Source organism: Wolbachia endosymbiont (group A) of Limnophora tigrina (assembly GCF_964263225.1).
GTDB lineage: Bacteria > Pseudomonadota > Alphaproteobacteria > Rickettsiales > Anaplasmataceae > Wolbachia.
This window is the reverse complement of the sequence record NZ_OZ181654.1, coordinates 1,114,881-1,133,190: the sequence shown is the minus strand read 5'-3', so window position 1 is coordinate 1,133,190 and position 18,310 is coordinate 1,114,881. Positions and strand designations below refer to the sequence as shown.

Below are 18,310 nucleotides of genomic sequence, written 5' to 3'. Positions count from 1 at the left end.
GTTCAGCAGAGCGGCAAAATAAGGTAGACAAAGCAAGATAATAAAGATAATCATAGGGTAAATATGAGGTAATATGGTAAACCTTTTAGAACTCTGCAAAAATTTACAGCAAAAAATAGAAAAGTTAGAAGCAAAAATAGAAAGATTGGAAAGAGAGAATGAAAGTTTAAAAGCAGAGCATGAGGCTTTAAAGATAGAGAACGCTGAATTAAAGGAAAGGCTAGGTTTAAATTCAAAAAACTCATCAATTCCCAATTCAAAAGAATTATACAAAATGAAAAAGGAAAAGCCAAAAAGCGAAAGAAAGATTGGTGGTCAAGTTGGGCATAAGGGTAATTATCGTGCTAAAATGGAAGCAGATGAGGTGATAAAGATAGAGTTGTCACCTACTTGCGAATGCGGAGGGAAGATTGCAATATGCGAAAAACCTTATATTCATCAGAAAGTAGATCTTCCGGAGATTAAGGCTTATGTAATGGAATATCAGTTGGAACATGGCCGTTGTCAGAGATGCGGAAAAAGAAGAAGTAGCAAGTTACCAGAGGGTGTTACGCCAGATACATTTGGCCCAAGGGTTAAGTCAGTAGTTGCAGCACTCAGTGGGTTTTATAAAAATTCAAAGCGCGAAGTAGCTAGCATCATAAATGATATCTTCAATTTGAACATAAGCGTCGGTAGCATATCAAATAGTGAACATAGAGTTGCTTCAAAATGCAAAAAAATGTATGAGCAGATCGAACAAGAGATAAGTAGGAGTAAAGTTCTACATATTGATGAAACGAGCCATTATAACAAAGGTAAACTCGCTTGGTGTTGGATGTTTGCAAGCAATACGGCAAGTTTTGTGAAGTTGACAGAGTCAAGGGGAATGAAAGTTTTAAAAAATAGTGTATGCTGCAATCGTAATAGCTTGGTAGTAACCGACAGATATGCAGCATACAACTACTTTGCTGATGAAAGAAGGCAAATCTGTTGGGCACACTTAGCAAGGGATTTTGAAAGATTAGCGCATAGTTGGAAATTTGAAGTTAAAGTTCTGGGCTGTTACTTGAGAAATGTAGCCACTGAGTTATTTGCACTGAAAAAAGCTTTACTAAAAAATGAGATAGATGTTTCAAGATTTATTAGACGTGCCAAGAAATTGCGAAAACGTACAAGGTATTATTTGAAGGAAATATCTCGCTTACCTGAAGCAATTGGAGCGTCTCGAGTTGCAAAGAATATTTTGAAATCTGAAAGAATGATGTGGAAATTTTTAGATGACCCAGAAAATACTCCGCTGACAAATAATCACGCTGAACGGCAAATACGGCATTATGTCGTTTATCGCAAAAATTCATATTTTACACAATCAGAACGAGGAAACTCATTCCTTGAGCAAATAATTTCGTTATACTTAACATGGAAACAGAGGAGGCTAAACCCTTTTCACAATCTTCTATCTATCGTTTCTTAAACCACTCTGCTGAACGGATACAGCTCATTAATTTAGCATAAGCTTACCGAATTAGTTTGCCTGTGAATTTTCTTAGATCCCAGTGTCAAGCACTGGAATGACACCAAAAGGGCTACTTAGGCGACAAGAAAAGAAGCACTGATTTCAACATTTGCACATTAGCCATGCATCTGAATGGATACTAAAACTTCACCCTAATCTAGATTAGAATACTGATTCTTCTAGAAGTTGTTCACGCTCCTCTTCTATTGCAATAGAGTTATCGTGATTTTTAAATAAATCTCTGATTTTTGTTTCTATTTCATTTGCAATTTCTTTGTTTGCCTTGAGGTAACTTTTTACATTTTCTCTTCCTTGGCCAAGACGCGTATTGTTATATGAATAATAAGCACCTGCCTTTTCAAGCACACCAAGCTTTGCTCCTATATCTATTATTTCTCCAAATTTTGATATGCCTTCATTGTACATTATATCGAATTTTGCTTCTCTAAATGGAGGAGCAACTTTATTTTTTACAACTTTAACTCTCGTTTCATTACCCGTAATATTCTCCTTATCCTTTATCGCACCAACTTTTCTTATATCAAGTCTTATAGAAGTATAGAATTTTAACGCATTTCCACCAGTGGTAGTTTCAGGATTTCCATATACTACTCCTATTTTCATACGAATTTGGTTAATAAATATCAATATACAGTTTGCTTTTGAAACTGCAGAGGTGAGCTTTCGTAGCCCATGACTTAGAAGTCTTGCTTGTAGTCCCATGTGCTGGTCGCCCATATCTCCTTCAATTTCAGCTCTTGGAGTTAGTGCTGCAACAGAGTCAATAACTATTACATCAACTGCACCAGAACATACTAAATACTCAACAATATGCAACGCTTGTTCTCCAGTGTCTGGTTGTGAAATCACTAAATCATCGGTGTTTACTCCAAGTTTACGAGCATATATAACATCCAGTGCGTGCTCCGCATCGATAAATGCACATAAACCTCCTTTTTTCTGTGCTTCAGCAATTACATGCAAAGCAAGGGTAGTTTTACCAGAACTCTCAGGGCCAAATATCTCAATTATACGTCCTTTTGGCAATCCCCCAACACCCAGAGCTGAATCAAGTGCAATCGACCCTGTAGATATCGTGTCTATTTTTTCTACAGGGTTTTGCTTTAGCTTCATTATTGCACCTTTACCGAATGCTTTTTCAATTTGACTTATTGCATTATCTAGTGCTTTTTGCTTATCATTATTTCTTTCTTCTGGATTATGTGCCATGGATCATTTATTAACTTGTATAGTCTCCATGGTAATTGAACGCAACCAATCTGCCAAGGGTTTTTTAATAACGAAGAACGTTAGTTACCTAAAATTAGATAGATAGACTTTGTAGTGCGATACAAAATAACGATAGAATACAATGGTAGTGGTTTCTCTGGCTGGCAAAAGCAACAACACTCTGCTAACTCAATTCAGGAAACCATAGAAAACGCTATATTTAATTTCAGTGGCGAGAGAGTCTCTTTGCATTGTGGTGGCAGAACTGACACAGGGGTTCATGCTTTAGGGCAAGTTGCTCATTTCAATATGGAAAGGCAATTTGAGCTTTACAGAATAAGAAATGGAATAAACTATCACTTAAAAGCGATTCCTATAGTTGTGCTTAGTGCAGAAGCTGTAGATGATGCATTTCATGCACGATTTTCAGCAAAAAAAAGATATTATGAATATAGAATAATTAATCGCTACGCTCCTGCAGCTCTAGAAATCGGTTATGTGTGGCAAGTATTTTACCCACTTGACGTAAACATCATGCGTGAAGCTGCTAGACACCTGCTTGGAAAACATAATCTTTCAAGCTTTCGCTCAAAAGATTGTCAAGCTACAAATCCGGTCAGAACAATCGATGATATTGATATAGTACAAAACGGAAGTCACATATACATCAAAATATCTGCGATTTCCTTTTTACATAACCAGGTGAGGATTATTGTTGGTACTTTAGTTGAATTTGGAAAAAATAGAACTAATCCACAAGAAATGCTAAACATATTAAGTCAATGTAAAAGAAACGCCGCTGGGGTCACTGCGCCGTCTCACGGCTTATACTTAGTAAAGATAGATTACTAGCTTAAGTCCTCATTGGCATTACTATATATAGTGCACTTGGATCATCTTCATCAGTGATAATTGTAGCGCTATTACCATCTGATAGGCTGACCTTACATTTGTTTTTTATACAAGATAAAGCATCAAGCAAATAACGAGAATTAAATCCTACTTCCATAAGAGCTCCATCGTAATCCACCTCTATAGACTCAGTCGCATCACTGCACTCTTGGGAATTTGAATGTAGAGTTAATAAATTCTCTTGCAATGAAAATTTAATTGATTTTATTTTATCGGACACAACAACGGAAACTCGGTCTATAACACTAGCAAGTTTGCTACTCTCAACAATCATTTGTTTATCTTGAGACGTTGGAATGACAGCTTTGTAATCTGGAAAAGTCCCATCTATCAATTTTGATATTAGAATATACTCACCACATGTAAATTTGATTTTTCTATCTGAAAGTTTTATATTTATCTCATTACAATCACCCAATACTTTCAACAGTTCCATGATAGTTTTACGTGGAATGATCACCCCAAATTCTCCGTTGATATCTTCAAGTTTAGGCCTTTTTATACATGATAAACGGTGGCCATCAGTTGCAACGCAGTACAGAAATTGCTCATCTGTATGCAGATATATCCCGTTTAAATTATACCTTGTATCATCCAGCGACACAGCAAACTTCGTTTTAGTCAACAAGTCTACCAAATCTGCACTTAGTAGAGTGAAATCGTATTGATGATCACCTTCTTCAAGAACAGGGAAGTTATTTGAAACTACGTTCGGTAAAGAAAAATTTGCATTTCCACAGGATATCAATAATTTTCCTTGATTATTCATTTCGAAATTGACATCCAAATTAGTTGGCAATTTTTTCACTATGTCATGTAAAGTATGTGCTGAGATTTTCACTTCTCCTTCTGCTGATACATTTGCAGTAAGTGAGGCAAATATTGAAATGTCAAGATCAGTAGCCTTTAGTTTTATGCTGCCATGTTGTGCTTTGATATTTATACACGCTAAAACATCTATCGCGTTGCGCCTTTCAACCACTCCACTTACCCTGGATAGCGTATTTAAAAGGCTTGCACGACTTACACTAAAACGCATTTGTTCACACACAGAACTTTGTTCTTTGATTCCTATATCTACAATTTTTGACATATTAATTCTCAAAAATATATTTTAAATGATATTCATATTCTATGTAAAGTGATATCCATATTTTTGTCTGAGAGACAAAACAGCCTATCTTATACTTTAGTGATCAATAATTTGCTTTGTATGGCATAAGTCATGCATTTTTTGGTACGCTTTTTGAAAGCCAAGCAAGGAATAAGTATCATCAACATTTGCTGTTTTTACTTTTCCATTAACTACCATTGATAATCCCTGCTTCATTTTTAGAATCAAATCTTGGTCCATTTTTGTATCATCTGTCCACGCAAGACTTCCCTGTATTATTGGCAATTGATATTTAATTTTTTTATCGATATTGAGAACTACAGGCTCATTATTATACTGAAAGCCAGAAGTGACGCTCACCTCATCTGCTTTTTTATCAACGTAACTGACCATTACATACGGCTTGCGGTCAGCTGTATAATGTTCACTTTTTTTCTTAGGATGAGATACAATGTAACACACTTTTTCACCATCTTCCAATGCAGTGTACACAAGCCAATCTTTATATTTTTCCTTCAGTTGTACGTTACTAACCGATGCAAGAGTACCTATTGAAAAAAGTATTAGAAATACAAAAAGACTACGCATGTAAACCAAGTTTCAAACTCTCTGATTTTACATGTTGTTTTACCTTACTCATTGCTTGCTTAGCCAATTGTCTTATTCTTTCTCTTGAAACACAATATTTTTTGCTAAGCTCATCCAAAGTCTGAGTACTTTCAGATAAATATCTGCTAATGAAAATGTCTCTTGATCTTTCATTAAGACTTGCCAGCGCATTGCTTAAAATTGTTTCTTTTAATGCCTTTTCTTCATGATTCTGGTAAGCTACTTCTTGACTAACTAAATTACACGGAATCATATCTTGTAACTCCTTTTTAGAGTCATCACCTATTTTTATACAATTATTTAACGACTGATCCTTACAAGCCAGACGATAGCTCATCTGTACAACATCTTCTTCAGATACAGAAAGCTCATTTGATATTGCTTTTATTTCTTCTTTACTCAAAGTTTCTCTGTTTGTGTATTGTAAAATTCTTTTTTTTATTTTACGTAAACTAAAAAACAATCTCTTTTGTGCTTGCGTTGTACCTATTTTTACAAGTGACCAAGATTTTAATATAAAGTCTTTCATTGAAGCTTCAATCCACCATACTGCATAAGTTGAAAAACGAAACCCTAAATCGGGATTAAACTTTTTCACTGCATGCATTAAACCCATATTTCCTTCCATGACTAGATCCATCAACAATAGCCCGTAATTCTTAAATTTCATTGCAATTTTTACTACCAAATTCAAATGGCTAGTAATCAACCTGTGAGCAGAAGAAATATCCTGGTATTCTTGCCAATTTTTTGCTAATCGCACTTCCTCTTCTTGGGAAAGCATAGGAAATTTTCGCACTTCAGCAATATATTGCATGAGATTAGTGCTACTATTAACAGATAAATTCGCTACTGAGGTCAACATAATAACTTAAATTAAAACTCCATGTATATAATATATTGATTTTTAGTGAAAAATTCAAGCTTTAATTAAAAAAAGCATAACTTTATATCTAATTAAGATCTTAGCAACAGCTACCTAAATGTATCATTAAAATTGCTAGCGTGTAACTATAAAAACTACATTAAATAAATAATGTGTTATTCCAGTGCTCAAACACTGGAATTCACATTTCTTTTTTCTAGATCCCAGTGTCATGCTACTTGAATGACAAGAAAAACCCACTGGGATAATAAGACAAAGATAGACTAGAAATTAAACGCTAGTCCAGCTTCTGCACCAACAGTGCTGTAAACAACATTTTTGATAGCAGTATCACCCTTAGCTGCCTTATCAAAACTAGCACCATAAGAACCGAAGTAACGAGCTCCAGCAAAGAGTTTGATTTCTGGAGTTACATCATAGCTAACACCAGCTTTTGCTTGATAAGCAAAACCAAATCCTTTTTGATCTTTAACTGCATCAGCTTTTGAAGGATTGCTGATATATGCTGCACCAACACCAACACCAACGTATGGAGTGATAGGCATATCTTCAATCGCTATATCGTAATAAACGTTAACCAATCCTGAAAATGCTGTTAAACTGTCTGCAACATTTGTTTCAGAAGTATTTACTACAGCTGTATCTTTAGCTAATTGTGAGTAAAGCCCTTCAACATCAACTCTAATGTCATCCATTTTATAACCAAATGCACCACCACCAGCTATAAAAGATCTTGTTAAGGGACTATCCTTTTCTTTACCTGTTGCATTTGTAATACCATCAACTTTTGTATAAAAAGGTAAAATTTCACCGTTGTATTGTAAACGAACGTAGTAGCTAGTTTCTTCATCACTTATTGGACCAATAGGGTCTGATGAAAAAGCAGAGTTTGATAGGCTTAGCAACGTCACTAAAGCAGCTGCCGAAAAAAACTTTTTATAATGCATAATTGCCCTCGTTAAAAAAATTAAAATTCCACTTTAGCAGTCTAAATAATAACTAAAGTTAAGTCAAGTGCTAACTTAATAACACAAAACCTTCTGTATCTTAACTAACTTTTAGGAAAATACAAAGATTTTATTAATTAATAAATAGAGTTACTCTACTTTTTTTACTCTTGATCTTCTGACACCTATTTCACTAATGTCTTTTTATCTTCTGATCTGCATTCATCATTGTGAATTGCTGCATATTCATGCAGTAATATGAATGTACTTCATGGAAGTACTAGTATAAAAGGAAAACACTTAGTTACTGCATTAAGGCAAACTTCAGTAGTAAATTTAAAAAGGAAGTTTAAATCCAGGTGGTAACCCCATCATACCTGCAAGATCAGAGGTTGCATTTGCCATATCTTCTTCTGCTTTTTTAATGGCATCATTAAACGCTGCTGTCACTAAATCTTCTACTATGTCTTTTTCTTCATTTCTCATAAGCTCTAAGTCTATGTTTACCTTTTTAGCTTTATAGCCACCTATTTTTATAACTTCCACTAATACAGAAACTTTGCCACCACCAGAAATACCTTGAAACTCTTTTCCAATATATTTTTCTTGGGCTTCCGCAAGCTTTTTTTGCATTTCTTGCGCTTGCTTCATTATTTGACTGAAATCCACAACCTACTCCTTATTCTCTATATTAACTACCTTTGCACCTTTAAACGTATTTAATATATCCTTAACTACAGGTGCATAATTTAAATTACTCACTTCCCTATTCATATAACTCGTATCAACTATAATAACCCACTCCTGATTAGTAGCTTGATTTAAGTAACTTTTCAAGTCATTACAAAAATTACTGTTCAAGTTAGATACAGCTTTTAATTTTAAATACCCAAATTTACAATCTATTAATTTTAGATTACTACACAGTTGTTTGTAAAGATAAATTTGGTTACTCCGCCTTAATAGTTGCAAAATCTTATCAAAATCGTAATTTTGTTGTTTATTTTTCACATGGATCCCAGTGTCGCGCACTGGGATGACAGAGTGGGGTTTTTCCACATATTTTTTTGGATCCGAGTAGTCAGCTACTTGGACGACAGAGGGGGAAGGTGCAACAGGTCTGCCCTGTCTATTTCCTTGCTCTACATTCTGTGAAAGAATTTTTTTGATCACCTGTTCCGGAGAAGGCAAATCAGAAAGATAACAAAGGCTAATTAATATCATTTCAGCGGCAATTTCATTGCATGTTGAAACCTTTATATCTTGAATACCCTTAAGCAGCACCTTCCACAATCTCGAAAAAAATATTAAAGACTTTTTTGCACTCAAATCTTTTACTCTGCTCTTCTCATATTCTGTATCAATCTCTTTTGTAATTAAAAAACGGCATATTAACTGGATTGTTTGCAGTAGATCTTCAAAAATATTGAGCGGATTTGCTGTTTTTACCACATTGTCGAATACTAACAAAGCCTTCTGTAAATCACTGTCTAATACTGCTTCCAGTAGATCAAATATAACGTTTCTATCTACTAGACCAAGTATGTCTGTAACACTTTGAGTGGATATTGTACCATCTTTGCTATATAGCACTGCTTGATTCATCAAAAATAAAGCGTTACGCATTGAATTGCTACAGTGGTGCGCAATTAATTCCGATGCTTCTTTTTCAATAAAATAATTTTCTTTTTGTGCAATATCATTTAAACGCTCCATTATCTTAGCTGAAGGAATGTTATGTAAGTCAAACCTTTGACAACGTGCAATAACAGTTATTGGTATCTTTTTTATTTCTGTAGTTGCTAGAATAAACTTTACGCTAGATGGTGGTTCTTCTAGAGTTTTAAGTAATGCATTAAATGCATTACTGGATAACATGTGTACTTCATCTATAATGTAAACTTTAAATTTAGAACTTATTGGTAAATAGCAAATATCTCCCAAGATCGCTCTAACATCCTCAACACTAGTGTGACTTGCCGCATCGATTTCAACTACATCTGGATGGCTTGAATTTTTTATTGCCAGACAACTTGTACATGATCCACAAGGTTCAAAAGTTGGCCCCAATGAGCAATTCAAACATAAAGCTATTATTCTTGCAGTGGTGGTTTTACCAATTCCACTGCTACCAGAAAGCAGTATAGATTGTGGAATTTTGTTGAGAGTAAAAGCATTTTCTAGTATACGCACCAATATATCTTGACCTACTAAATCTTTAAAGCTACTAGGACGATATTTTAATGCTATGTTCATAGCCTAGAATAAAACAAATAGTACAAATAGGTATGCAACCCAAAAAGATTCTGATATGGTTGCTTCATTTCTGACCTGACCAGGTTACAGAATTTTTGCCTGCATACCTTATAAAAGGTTATACTTTTTTTTTTTTTTAGCAAGGTATATTCTATATTAGTCTTATAATTTATATGTTAGACCTTTTGCAACATTACTTTGGAGTAAACAGCTGTTACCTAAAATACTCTTCTTCTGTCATCAGAGTAGCTGACACTGGGATGGCTTTGTTGCATCACACTTTATGAGATGGTGATTTATGGTAAATTCATGTAACTATCTCAAATTTATCCACACCAATATCAGTAAATTTATTAAGCAAATAGCATTTAGTTCTTTTTCTCGATTTATCTCAGATTTATTCCTAAAACTAAATCCGAATATTTGCTTTAATCTTGAGAAAAACCCTTTAATATAAGATCTTTTCCCATAATTTACTTCTTTTTCCATTCTTTCATGCCATCTTCACCGTATAATTTTATTAACCTAATAGCAGCATTCCTGTCAGACATATAATCTATTTTTGAATGTTCTGCTGCATCCTTTTTTGGTAGAACTTTTGTTTTTATATCGTATTTCTTACACAATTTATAAAGTTTTTGCCTATCGTATGCCCTATCTGCATATAATGCTTTTATTTTGTGCTGAAAATTAACTTCTTCAAGCAAATCGCAAGTGGTCAGAGTAGACGCCATTACTGTATCTTGCAGCTATAGCTTTTTTACTATTCACACTTAACATAACATGTAACTTTCTTACTTGCTCGTAGCTTCGGTACTTTCTATCTGCACTGTTTTCCTTACTGTGGCCAGGAGTGTTACTGTAAATTTGTGCTATCTATGATAATTTCAATATTTTCCATGTTGCTTTTATCAATCCTGCAATCATTTATCTTAATATTAAGTTTTTTTTGATGCTTGTGAATAGCTGCAAATTTTTTCCTATTTGTTGCAGATATCCTTTTATAAACCCGACTGTTTGTCTTAAACCAATTCTAAAGAAACTGACGATTATATGCACTAAAATCACAACTTTATCACTATAAATATAGTTGCCGCCCTGCATTTTTGGACTATTTTCATACCAATTTTCGATAGCTTCATCGATGTAACGAAAAATATTCCCCCTTTTTTCAAGGAATTTGTTATATTCGTTTTGGTTACTGACTTTCATTTTCTGTGGCATATTTTTTCTTCAACAGTTAAAAAGCCCACTGGGATCCAACTAAGTTACTTTACAACGTTTTTCGCACAAAAGGACTGGATTCTAGCGTCACGCGCTAGAATGACATCAACTTTTGAATTCCAGTTATGCAAGAAATCTATTCATTTGAAACTTGTTTGAGAAACGTAGCTATAAAAACCGCAGGTACCAGTTGGTTTTTATTAGCTAAAGTAAAGGTCAAATATCTGGAATTCTGGACATAAAATCCCCCTGTAAAAAAGATTAGAAAAAAATGCAGCGCACACATGACAGAAATTAAGTATACACTGAAGAGGATACGCTACATTTTTTATGAGTTTAATAAAAAAGGTCTGCAGACGGAGATAGATTTTTGAGCTCAATAAATATCTCTAATTGTAATTATAATTGGATTCAAAATACGCGGAAGTAATTTTTTTAGCTATAAAATAATTCTGTCTTGTAAAAGTTTAACAAGAGAACCAAAAAGTTAGTGTCATAAATATTTTTATCAAAAACTATTTTAAAAAAATTTAAATAGAGTTGAAAAATTTTAAAGATGAGATACCCTACCTGAAATGCAATCCCTGTAAAATAAAGAAATATGAAAGGTGAAATAAACACTGCAGCAAATTTTCAAGCAGAAGACCTTGAGTCTAAAAATGCTACAGATCTTGATTGTTTAGCTAACTCTCTAAATTCTTTGAATGCAAAGAGTGCTGAGATTAAAGATAAAAAGAACGATGTGCCTTTTTCCAGTAGAAGAAGCAGCTCGCATGTTTTAGAACTTTTTTCTAGTGAAAATGTTGAGATTAACATTCCAGATGAAACACCTTGTGCCACTCGGAGTGAATCAGGTATAGCTGAACTGTTTAGAGGTATAGCTGGGTTGTTTAAAGGCAGGGGTAGTATGAACATAAACCTTTATCAATCTAAAGTGAAACGTAGCTCTGCAATTGATTACAGTACTACAGAAAGTATAGGGTCACGGCTATTAAATATCTGTGAAGGAGAAGAAGAAGATATCTATTTTGACCAAGAGATTGATTCTCTATATAAAGAGGGCTGTTTGTATGATGCCTTATTGTTGCAAGATAAGAAAAATCAGGACACACCTTTACATTTGGCCATAAAAAAAAATCGTGCTGATTTTGTAAAAAAGCTTTTGTCTATTCTTAAGGAACCATACTGTTCGAATGAGTTTTACAAGCACAAATATTTTGAACGTAAGCAAGAGAATGAAAAGCCGCTTTCTAAAGTTATTAATACTAAGAACAAAGACGAAAAAGATGTAATTACTCTGGCTATTGAAGGTAATAATTCAAAATGCGTTTCAGTTCTTTTCGACTACTTAACTCGTGAACATATTAACAGAAGGAAAGATGTTGAAAGTGAGTACACACCTCTACACGAAGCTGTGCTTCTTGGCAAGAATGAAGTAATCAAAGAGCTTCTAAAATCAAGAGATATAGATACTGAATTTATGGATAAGGAATCTTACAAAGCATATAATTATGCTAATAACAAAGAGGCAATAGAATTGTTTATTAAGCACTATAGTAGTAAAATTAGTGAGTTGCGTATAAAATTAGAAGATAATAATAAAAAACTAGCGCGAATTAAGTGCGTCCTAAACAAAACAAAACTTACTTGCGTATGCTTAGCAGCCTTCGGCTCTTGTTTTAGAATGTATAAAAATTCTCATGACATAATAAATGAAGAAGTGAGTGAAGATATGTTATATTATTCTCTTGAATTGCTCTCCAACACTACAGGTCTAATATTATTTTTTAATTATTTGATCGATACAATACTTTCCAAGTATGAAGAAAAAAATTCTAGTTTGAATAAAGAATCGGACAGTTATGTGGAAGAAAGAAATATGTTGAAAAATAAATTACGTCATTTTCAAAAAAGAAGTACCGTAGTAACTACGCAAATGTGTGAGATAATTTCAGTTATACCTGAATCAGAGTTAGGTTACAGTAGATTGTGATTACATTAATTTTTTCAAGACAGTTCTAAAAAAAAGTGGGAAATCTTTTTCATAGCCAATCAAACTAAGCTTTCTTTACGAAAGGTTTGATGTTATCATTTTATAAACTATATCCTGAATTTGTTAAATGAACATTAATATAAAGAATTTAGTTCATGCTTTTTCTAAATTGCCAAGTTTAGGTCCATCATCATCACGAAGGTTAGTTATACATTTGCTCCAAAATAAAGAGAAAGTCATGCTACCGCTTGCATCTTTGATTAGAGAGCTAGCGGATCTTATAATAGAGTGCAAAATTTGTGGAAACCTAGATACTAAATCGCCGTGTTCTATTTGTACTAACCCAAAGCGTGACACTAAGTTAATGTGTGTAGTAGAAGAATTGGGTGATCTATGGGCATTTGAAAAAGGGAATATATATTCAGGTATGTATCATGTTTTGGGTGGAAGGCTATCAGCAATAAATGGCATAGGTCCAAAAGAACTGAATCTTGATAACATTCCCAAAAAAGTTACAGAATTTAAAATTGAAGAGGTCATTATTGCAATCAATCCGACATTAGAAGGCCAAGTTACTGCGCAATATATAATTGAATTGCTAAAGAATTCGAATGTAAAAATATCGCGCCTTGCTTGTGGTATACCGATAGGTGGAGAAATTGACTACCTAGATGAAGGGACTCTGAAGATAGCGCTTACGTCAAGACAAGAGTATGAGTTAAATATAAAGTAAGGTATGTGCTTAAAAAAACTTACATCGCTAATAACCTTCAGAAAAAAAGAAGAGAAACAATTGCCTAAGGTAATAAATTGGGAAGGTGATTGCTTGGGTTATAAGCAAATTGCAAGTAAATTTAGTTCTATAATCAAGACAATCGATAAGTCTTTTTCAATCGTATCCTTAGAAGGATATGATAAGTGGGGTAAGACATTTTTCTTGAAAGAATGGGTAAAGGATCTAGAGCAGCAAAATGAAATTGCAGCTTATTACAGCGCATGGGATATTAGTGCGCTAGATCAACCATTGCCTTCTTTTTTGCATTTCTTGTTTGAGGATCTATTCGCATCATACAAAGTAAAAAGGAGTGTTATACAGCAGTTCAAAAACATAAACCAAGAACTATTTTCTCTCAATACATTAGGAAAGCTGATCAGTAAATCTCCACTTGCTATGCTTTCAGTATTTCTCGATGCTGCAAAAGAGGCTGATAAGAAAGACATTGGTTTTGTCTTGGGTGAATTAAATCTTCTCCAAAGGAGAAAAGAGAACATTAGAGACTTTAAGATACAACTAGCAGATGTGGTTAATAAAATCAGGAAAGACAAAAACATTTATATAATGGTCGATGATCTTGATATATGTCGCCCTAAATTCATTGTCGATTTTTTAGAATCCATAAAGTACATGCTTGATGTCGAGGGACTGGTTTTCATTATCTCTGTTAGCCAAGATAAGAGTAATGTGCAAAGAGCAATTAGCACAATACTTGGACCAAATTTTAGCCTAAAATCTTTTACTGATCTCTCTTTGCATTTGCCAAAACAGCCAACAGAGCAGTTTATAAGAAAACTGTTTGAAAGTTCTGAATTACCGAAAAAATCAAAGAGCTTAATTATAGATAGCTTTATATTTTATGCAGAAAGCTTCTCATTATCACTGCAGGCAATACAATACTGTATAAGGAGAATAAAGCTATGTTTTTTGAACCATGCAAAAGAAGAATTACTTGATCCGAATTTGTTTACATTTTTAGTAATACTACAGTCAGTAAACACTGATTTGTACGAGGAATTATATTCATCACCTCAGAAAGTACTGGAGAAGATTGAGAGTGATTTAATGCCAAATGGTCAAGAAGAATGGAAAAAGCTTAAAATCTCTCTTGAGACTACTTTTAAAAAAAAAGAATCAAAGACTAACAAATCTTTGAAGCAAATAAGAGATATTATATTCTAGCACTTTCTTCTTAATTTGCATGACACAATGGTTGTACTTATTCCAGTTTAGCATCGGACAGATATAAAACCTGTCAAACCAGAAAGAAACTCCTATTTTCTACTTTTTTGAATATAATTTTACGGAGAAGCGCTTCTGCAGTTATAGCCGAATAGGCAATGGTGCCTTAGTGCCCGTAGGTTAGCATGGTTTTGGAAGGAACGATCAAACCACTGATGGAGTCTTTGAGACTACCTCGATTAGAAGAGCGTATAATTCAACCGTTCCAAGCTGAAGTGCTTTTCAACTATTATATGATGGAGGTTAGAAATGGCAAAAACAAAAAGTAAATTAGAGGTAATGAACCCTGATGCGGCAGGAATAGATATTGGTTCATCTGTGCATTATGTATGTGTACCAGAAGGAAGAGATAAACAGAATATACAAAAATTCTGCTGCTTCACAGAAGATCTTTATAACTTAGCAAAGTGGTTAAAGAGGTGCAAAGTTACTACAATAGCCATGGAATCAACAGGAGTGTATTGGATCCCTTTGTTTCAAGTACTTGAATCATATGGATTTGAAGTAAAATTAGTAAACGCAAAATATGTTAAGAATGTGCCTGGAAGAAAATCTGATGTTCAGGATTGCCAGTGGTTACAACAACTGCATAGCTATGGACTGCTTCAAGGGTCATTTAGACCAGATAATCAAATTTGTGTATTACGCAGCTACGCTAGACAACGAGATAACCTAATAAAAAGTGCAGCAGCACACATTCAACGTATGCAAAAAGCGTTAATTCAAATGAACATTCAATTGCATAAGGTGATAAGCGATATAACAGGAGTTACTGGCATACAAATTATTAAAGCAATACTTGAAGGTGAAAGAAATCCAGAAAAATTAGCTGAATTAAGAGATGGACGAATAAAAAATGATAAATCTACCATTGCAAAAGCATTAGCAGGAGACTATAGAGAGGAACACCTGTTTACACTAAAACAAGAGTTTGAGCTATACAATATTTATCAGGAAAAAATAGCAGAATGTGATAGAAGTATTGAAGGATATTATAAAACATTTGAGACAAAGTCAGGTGGGAACAAGCTATGTAATAAAATAAAGCGTAAGTCTACAAAACATAGGCCAAACTTTGCTATACACGAAGAACTGCATAGAATTACAGGTAGGGATTTCACAAAAGTTCCAGGACTTGATGTAGTAACCATACAAACAATAATTTCAGAAACTGGCATAAACCCTAATAGATGGCGGACAGAAAAACACTTTTCATCGTGGTTAGGGCTCAGCCCTGCCAATAAAATTACAGGAGAAAAAGTGTTTAGCACAAGAACGCGTAAAGTCATTAATCGTGCTGCAAATGCATTTCGAATAGCTGCTCACTGTGTATCAAGAAGCAACAGCGGAATAGGTGCGTACTGTAGAAGAATAAAGAGACGACTAGGTGCACCAAAAGCAATCACGGCTACCGCAAGAAAACTAGCATGCATTTTTTATAGTATGCTAAAGTATGGGCAAGAGTATGTTGAAAAAGGAATGAACTATTATGAAACACGTTACAAAGAGAGAGTTAAAAAAAACTTGATCAAAAAAGCACAGGAATTTGGCTACATCTTAGTTCAAAAAGATGAACTGGTTGAGGGAGTTTCTTAGAAGCATTGGAACCATAAGTTGGCCCACATAAATTTTAGCATGTGTGACCTTGAAAGATCGCAGTGCAATACTTAAATTATTAGAGTAGTAGGCTAATAATGGAGCTCAAAATGCACAACATACAAGAAACTGAAAGTTTAAAATTTGACGCTGAAGTAGGCAAAGTACTAAATATAGTAATTCATTCACTTTATACCAATAAGGATATTTTCTTGCGTGAGTTAATATCAAATGCATCAGATGCATGTGATAAATTGCGCTATGAATCACAATTAAATGCTGATTTATTAGATTCAAGTGATGAGTTGAAGATTACTATTAGCTCCAGTAAAGATAAGAATGAGCTGTATATAACCGACAATGGAATTGGCATGAACAGGCAAGATTTAATAGATAATCTTGGCACGATTGCAAGTTCTGGTACGCAAAAATTCTTGGATGCAATTAAGAATAATAAAGATTCGAGCCAAGCTGTAGAGCTGATTGGAAAGTTTGGTGTTGGTTTTTATTCAAGCTTCATGGTTGCTTCAGAAGTTATAGTAGAATCAAGGAAAGCCGGAGAAGAAGAGTCTTGGGTGTGGAAATCTAAAGGAGATGGAGAGTATTCAATCAGCAAATTAGATGGTCAAATCTCTCGTGGCACAAAAATTACGCTCATCATGCGTCCTGAAGAAAGCGAATTTTTAGACAAATTCCGTATTGAAAACATCGTTACTACTTACTCTGACCACATAAATTTTCCCGTTGAGTTTGTAAATGAAGAAGGAAAAAGTGAAAAATTAAATAGCAAAGCTGCAATTTGGACTAAGCCAAAAAATGACGTTACTCCAGAAGAGCACAACGACTTCTTCCGTGGTGTTGCACATGTGGGCGGTGAGCCTTGGATGATATTTCATAATAAAAATGAAGGTGCAATAGAGTATACGAACTTGCTTTATGTTCCTTCTATCAAGCCTTTTGATTTATTTCATCCAGATAGACGCTGCTCTGTAAAATTGTATGTAAATAAAGTGTTTATCACTGAAGATAATGTGCAGATTATACCGCAGTACTTGCGTTTTTTGAAAGGTGTGGTTGATTCACCGGATTTGCCTCTCAATATCAGCAGAGAAACACTGCAAAATAATCGTGTAGTTGAGCAGATTAGGAAATCTTTAACTAAGCGCATAATATCAGAGCTCGGCAAAAAAGCAAAAGAGAATTTAGAGGAATATACAAAATTCTGGGGCAATTTTGGTGCGGTGTTAAAAGAAGGTCTTTGCGAAGCTATGCCAACTGATGAAAGAGAAGCATTGCTTTCCATTTGCAGATTTCATAGCACCAGTGATGGTAAGCTAGTTAGCATTGATGATTATATAAGCAGAATGAAGCCTGAACAGGAACATATCTACTATCTCACAGGTAATAGTCTCGATTCAGTGAAAAACAGTCCACAACTTGAAGGATTTGTCAGTAAGGGATTGGAGGTGCTTCTATTTGTTGATCCAGTTGATGATTTCTGGACTAGCGTGATTCATGAATATAAAGATCAAAAATTTAAGTCTGTAACTCGTGCAGATGTTGATTTAGAAAAATTCTCTTCAGAAGAAGGTAAGAAAGATGAAGAAAATAAATCAGATGAAAACAAAAGCGAAGAAAACGCGGATTCTATACTCGAATACTTCACCAAGGTTCTTGGAAGCTTAGTAAAAAGTGTAAAGATCTCTAAGAAATTAACCGACAGTCCTGTGTGTCTAGCAGTTGATGAAGGAACTATGGATCTCCGTATGGAGCGTTTTTTACGTGAACAGAAGCAGCTAAATTACCGCACGCCAAAAGTACTTGAAATTAACATTAAGCATCCTTTGATAAGAAACATAATGGAATCTCACGCTGAAAATGGTGAAAATCCAACACTTGGAGATATGATTTACTTATTGTTCTATCAAGCTTGTATAGTGGAAGGTGAAGAGATGGAAGACGTAAGTCTATTTGCTAAAAGGCTCAATAACTTGCTTGGCAAAATTTCTATTTAATGCTATACTTAGT

The 18,310-nt window shown here is 34.2% G+C and carries 16 protein-coding genes and 1 other RNA gene; 7 read left to right on the top strand and 10 right to left on the bottom strand.

Features of this window, described 5'->3' with window-relative positions:
• Window positions 1–73: 73 nt before the first annotated feature.
• On the top strand, window positions 74–1,456 hold the full coding sequence (gene tnpC, locus ACE38P_RS05210) for an IS66 family transposase (RefSeq protein ID WP_374699286.1): 1,383 nt from the start codon (window positions 74–76) through the stop codon (window positions 1,454–1,456).
• A gap of 204 nt (window positions 1,457–1,660) precedes the next feature.
• Here the strand turns inward: tnpC and recA are convergent, their stop codons facing one another.
• Window positions 1,661–2,728, bottom strand: a complete 1,068-nt coding sequence (gene recA / locus ACE38P_RS05205) for a recombinase RecA (RefSeq protein WP_010407051.1) — start codon at window positions 2,726–2,728, stop codon at window positions 1,661–1,663.
• Between the two features lie 114 nt (window positions 2,729–2,842).
• Between recA and truA the strand changes: the two genes are divergently transcribed.
• Window positions 2,843–3,580, top strand: coding sequence for a tRNA pseudouridine(38-40) synthase TruA (truA, locus tag ACE38P_RS05200; protein WP_374699636.1), 738 nt, complete (start codon window positions 2,843–2,845; stop codon window positions 3,578–3,580).
• A gap of 1 nt (window position 3,581) precedes the next feature.
• Here the strand turns inward: truA and dnaN are convergent, their stop codons facing one another.
• The 9 genes from dnaN to ACE38P_RS05155 form a co-directional block, all read right to left on the bottom strand.
• Window positions 3,582–4,733, bottom strand: a complete 1,152-nt coding sequence (gene dnaN / locus ACE38P_RS05195) for a DNA polymerase III subunit beta (protein ID WP_374699635.1) — start codon at window positions 4,731–4,733, stop codon at window positions 3,582–3,584.
• 96 nt (window positions 4,734–4,829) lie between these two features.
• Window positions 4,830–5,342, bottom strand: coding sequence for an invasion associated locus B family protein (locus ACE38P_RS05190; RefSeq protein WP_064085618.1), 513 nt, complete (start codon window positions 5,340–5,342; stop codon window positions 4,830–4,832).
• On the bottom strand, window positions 5,335–6,228 hold the full coding sequence (locus tag ACE38P_RS05185; RefSeq protein ID WP_374699634.1) for an RNA polymerase factor sigma-32: 894 nt from the start codon (window positions 6,226–6,228) through the stop codon (window positions 5,335–5,337). The genes ACE38P_RS05190 and ACE38P_RS05185 overlap by 8 nt, the downstream gene beginning before the upstream one ends.
• A 284-nt stretch (window positions 6,229–6,512) precedes the next feature.
• Window positions 6,513–7,196 carry a P44/Msp2 family outer membrane protein gene (locus tag ACE38P_RS05180; RefSeq protein ID WP_374699633.1) on the bottom strand — a complete coding sequence of 228 codons (684 nt, stop codon included), beginning with the start codon at window positions 7,194–7,196 and terminating at the stop codon, window positions 6,513–6,515.
• A gap of 336 nt (window positions 7,197–7,532) precedes the next feature.
• Window positions 7,533–7,847, bottom strand: a complete 315-nt coding sequence (locus ACE38P_RS05175; protein WP_006013488.1) for a YbaB/EbfC family nucleoid-associated protein — start codon at window positions 7,845–7,847, stop codon at window positions 7,533–7,535.
• A 21-nt stretch (window positions 7,848–7,868) separates the two neighbouring features.
• Window positions 7,869–9,452: a DNA polymerase III subunit gamma/tau gene (dnaX, locus tag ACE38P_RS05170; RefSeq protein WP_264686807.1), complete on the bottom strand. Its 1,584-nt coding sequence runs from the start codon at window positions 9,450–9,452 to the stop codon at window positions 7,869–7,871.
• A 16-nt stretch (window positions 9,453–9,468) separates the two neighbouring features.
• Window positions 9,469–9,567: signal recognition particle sRNA small type (gene ffs, locus ACE38P_RS05165), an RNA gene on the bottom strand.
• Between the two features lie 358 nt (window positions 9,568–9,925).
• On the bottom strand, window positions 9,926–10,186 hold the full coding sequence (locus tag ACE38P_RS05160) for a transposase (protein WP_374699589.1): 261 nt from the start codon (window positions 10,184–10,186) through the stop codon (window positions 9,926–9,928).
• Window positions 10,187–10,379: 193 nt separating this feature from the next.
• Window positions 10,380–10,676 (bottom strand): transposase, encoded by a 297-nt coding sequence (locus tag ACE38P_RS05155; RefSeq protein ID WP_264376060.1) that lies wholly within the window; start codon window positions 10,674–10,676, stop codon window positions 10,380–10,382.
• Between the two features lie 601 nt (window positions 10,677–11,277).
• Between ACE38P_RS05155 and ACE38P_RS05150 the strand changes: the two genes are divergently transcribed.
• The 5 genes from ACE38P_RS05150 to htpG all read left to right on the top strand — a co-directional run bounded on the left by ACE38P_RS05150 (window position 11,278) and on the right by htpG (window position 18,297).
• Window positions 11,278–12,669 carry an ankyrin repeat domain-containing protein gene (locus tag ACE38P_RS05150; RefSeq protein ID WP_264686806.1) on the top strand — a complete coding sequence of 464 codons (1,392 nt, stop codon included), beginning with the start codon at window positions 11,278–11,280 and terminating at the stop codon, window positions 12,667–12,669.
• A gap of 127 nt (window positions 12,670–12,796) precedes the next feature.
• Window positions 12,797–13,402, top strand: a complete 606-nt coding sequence (gene recR, locus ACE38P_RS05145; RefSeq protein WP_064085684.1) for a recombination mediator RecR — start codon at window positions 12,797–12,799, stop codon at window positions 13,400–13,402.
• A 3-nt stretch (window positions 13,403–13,405) separates the two neighbouring features.
• A complete protein-coding gene (locus ACE38P_RS05140; protein WP_010403185.1) occupies window positions 13,406–14,626 on the top strand; it encodes a P-loop NTPase fold protein in 1,221 nt (406 codons plus the stop codon).
• A gap of 309 nt (window positions 14,627–14,935) precedes the next feature.
• Window positions 14,936–16,282, top strand: a complete 1,347-nt coding sequence (locus tag ACE38P_RS05135; RefSeq protein ID WP_353280896.1) for an IS110 family transposase — start codon at window positions 14,936–14,938, stop codon at window positions 16,280–16,282.
• 110 nt (window positions 16,283–16,392) lie between these two features.
• Window positions 16,393–18,297, top strand: coding sequence for a molecular chaperone HtpG (htpG, locus tag ACE38P_RS05130; protein ID WP_010403187.1), 1,905 nt, complete (start codon window positions 16,393–16,395; stop codon window positions 18,295–18,297).
• Window positions 18,298–18,310 lie beyond the last annotated feature (13 nt).

Coding starts and splice junctions, on each gene's coding strand:
- tnpC (WP_374699286.1), top strand. CDS start 74: ATGGTAAACCTTTTAGAACTCTGCAAAAATTTACAGCAAAAAATAGAA.
- recA (WP_010407051.1), bottom strand. CDS start 2,728: ATGGCACATAATCCAGAAGAAAGAAATAATGATAAGCAAAAAGCACTA.
- dnaN (WP_374699635.1), bottom strand. CDS start 4,733: ATGTCAAAAATTGTAGATATAGGAATCAAAGAACAAAGTTCTGTGTGT.
- ACE38P_RS05190 (WP_064085618.1), bottom strand. CDS start 5,342: ATGCGTAGTCTTTTTGTATTTCTAATACTTTTTTCAATAGGTACTCTT.
- ACE38P_RS05185 (WP_374699634.1), bottom strand. CDS start 6,228: ATGTTGACCTCAGTAGCGAATTTATCTGTTAATAGTAGCACTAATCTC.
- ACE38P_RS05180 (WP_374699633.1), bottom strand. CDS start 7,196: ATGCATTATAAAAAGTTTTTTTCGGCAGCTGCTTTAGTGACGTTGCTA.
- ACE38P_RS05175 (WP_006013488.1), bottom strand. CDS start 7,847: ATGAAGCAAGCGCAAGAAATGCAAAAAAAGCTTGCGGAAGCCCAAGAA.
- dnaX (WP_264686807.1), bottom strand. CDS start 9,452: ATGAACATAGCATTAAAATATCGTCCTAGTAGCTTTAAAGATTTAGTA.
- ACE38P_RS05160 (WP_374699589.1), bottom strand. CDS start 10,186: ATGGCGTCTACTCTGACCACTTGCGATTTGCTTGAAGAAGTTAATTTT.
- ACE38P_RS05155 (WP_264376060.1), bottom strand. CDS start 10,676: ATGCCACAGAAAATGAAAGTCAGTAACCAAAACGAATATAACAAATTC.
- ACE38P_RS05150 (WP_264686806.1), top strand. CDS start 11,278: ATGAAAGGTGAAATAAACACTGCAGCAAATTTTCAAGCAGAAGACCTT.
- recR (WP_064085684.1), top strand. CDS start 12,797: ATGAACATTAATATAAAGAATTTAGTTCATGCTTTTTCTAAATTGCCA.
- ACE38P_RS05140 (WP_010403185.1), top strand. CDS start 13,406: ATGTGCTTAAAAAAACTTACATCGCTAATAACCTTCAGAAAAAAAGAA.
- ACE38P_RS05135 (WP_353280896.1), top strand. CDS start 14,936: ATGGCAAAAACAAAAAGTAAATTAGAGGTAATGAACCCTGATGCGGCA.
- htpG (WP_010403187.1), top strand. CDS start 16,393: ATGCACAACATACAAGAAACTGAAAGTTTAAAATTTGACGCTGAAGTA.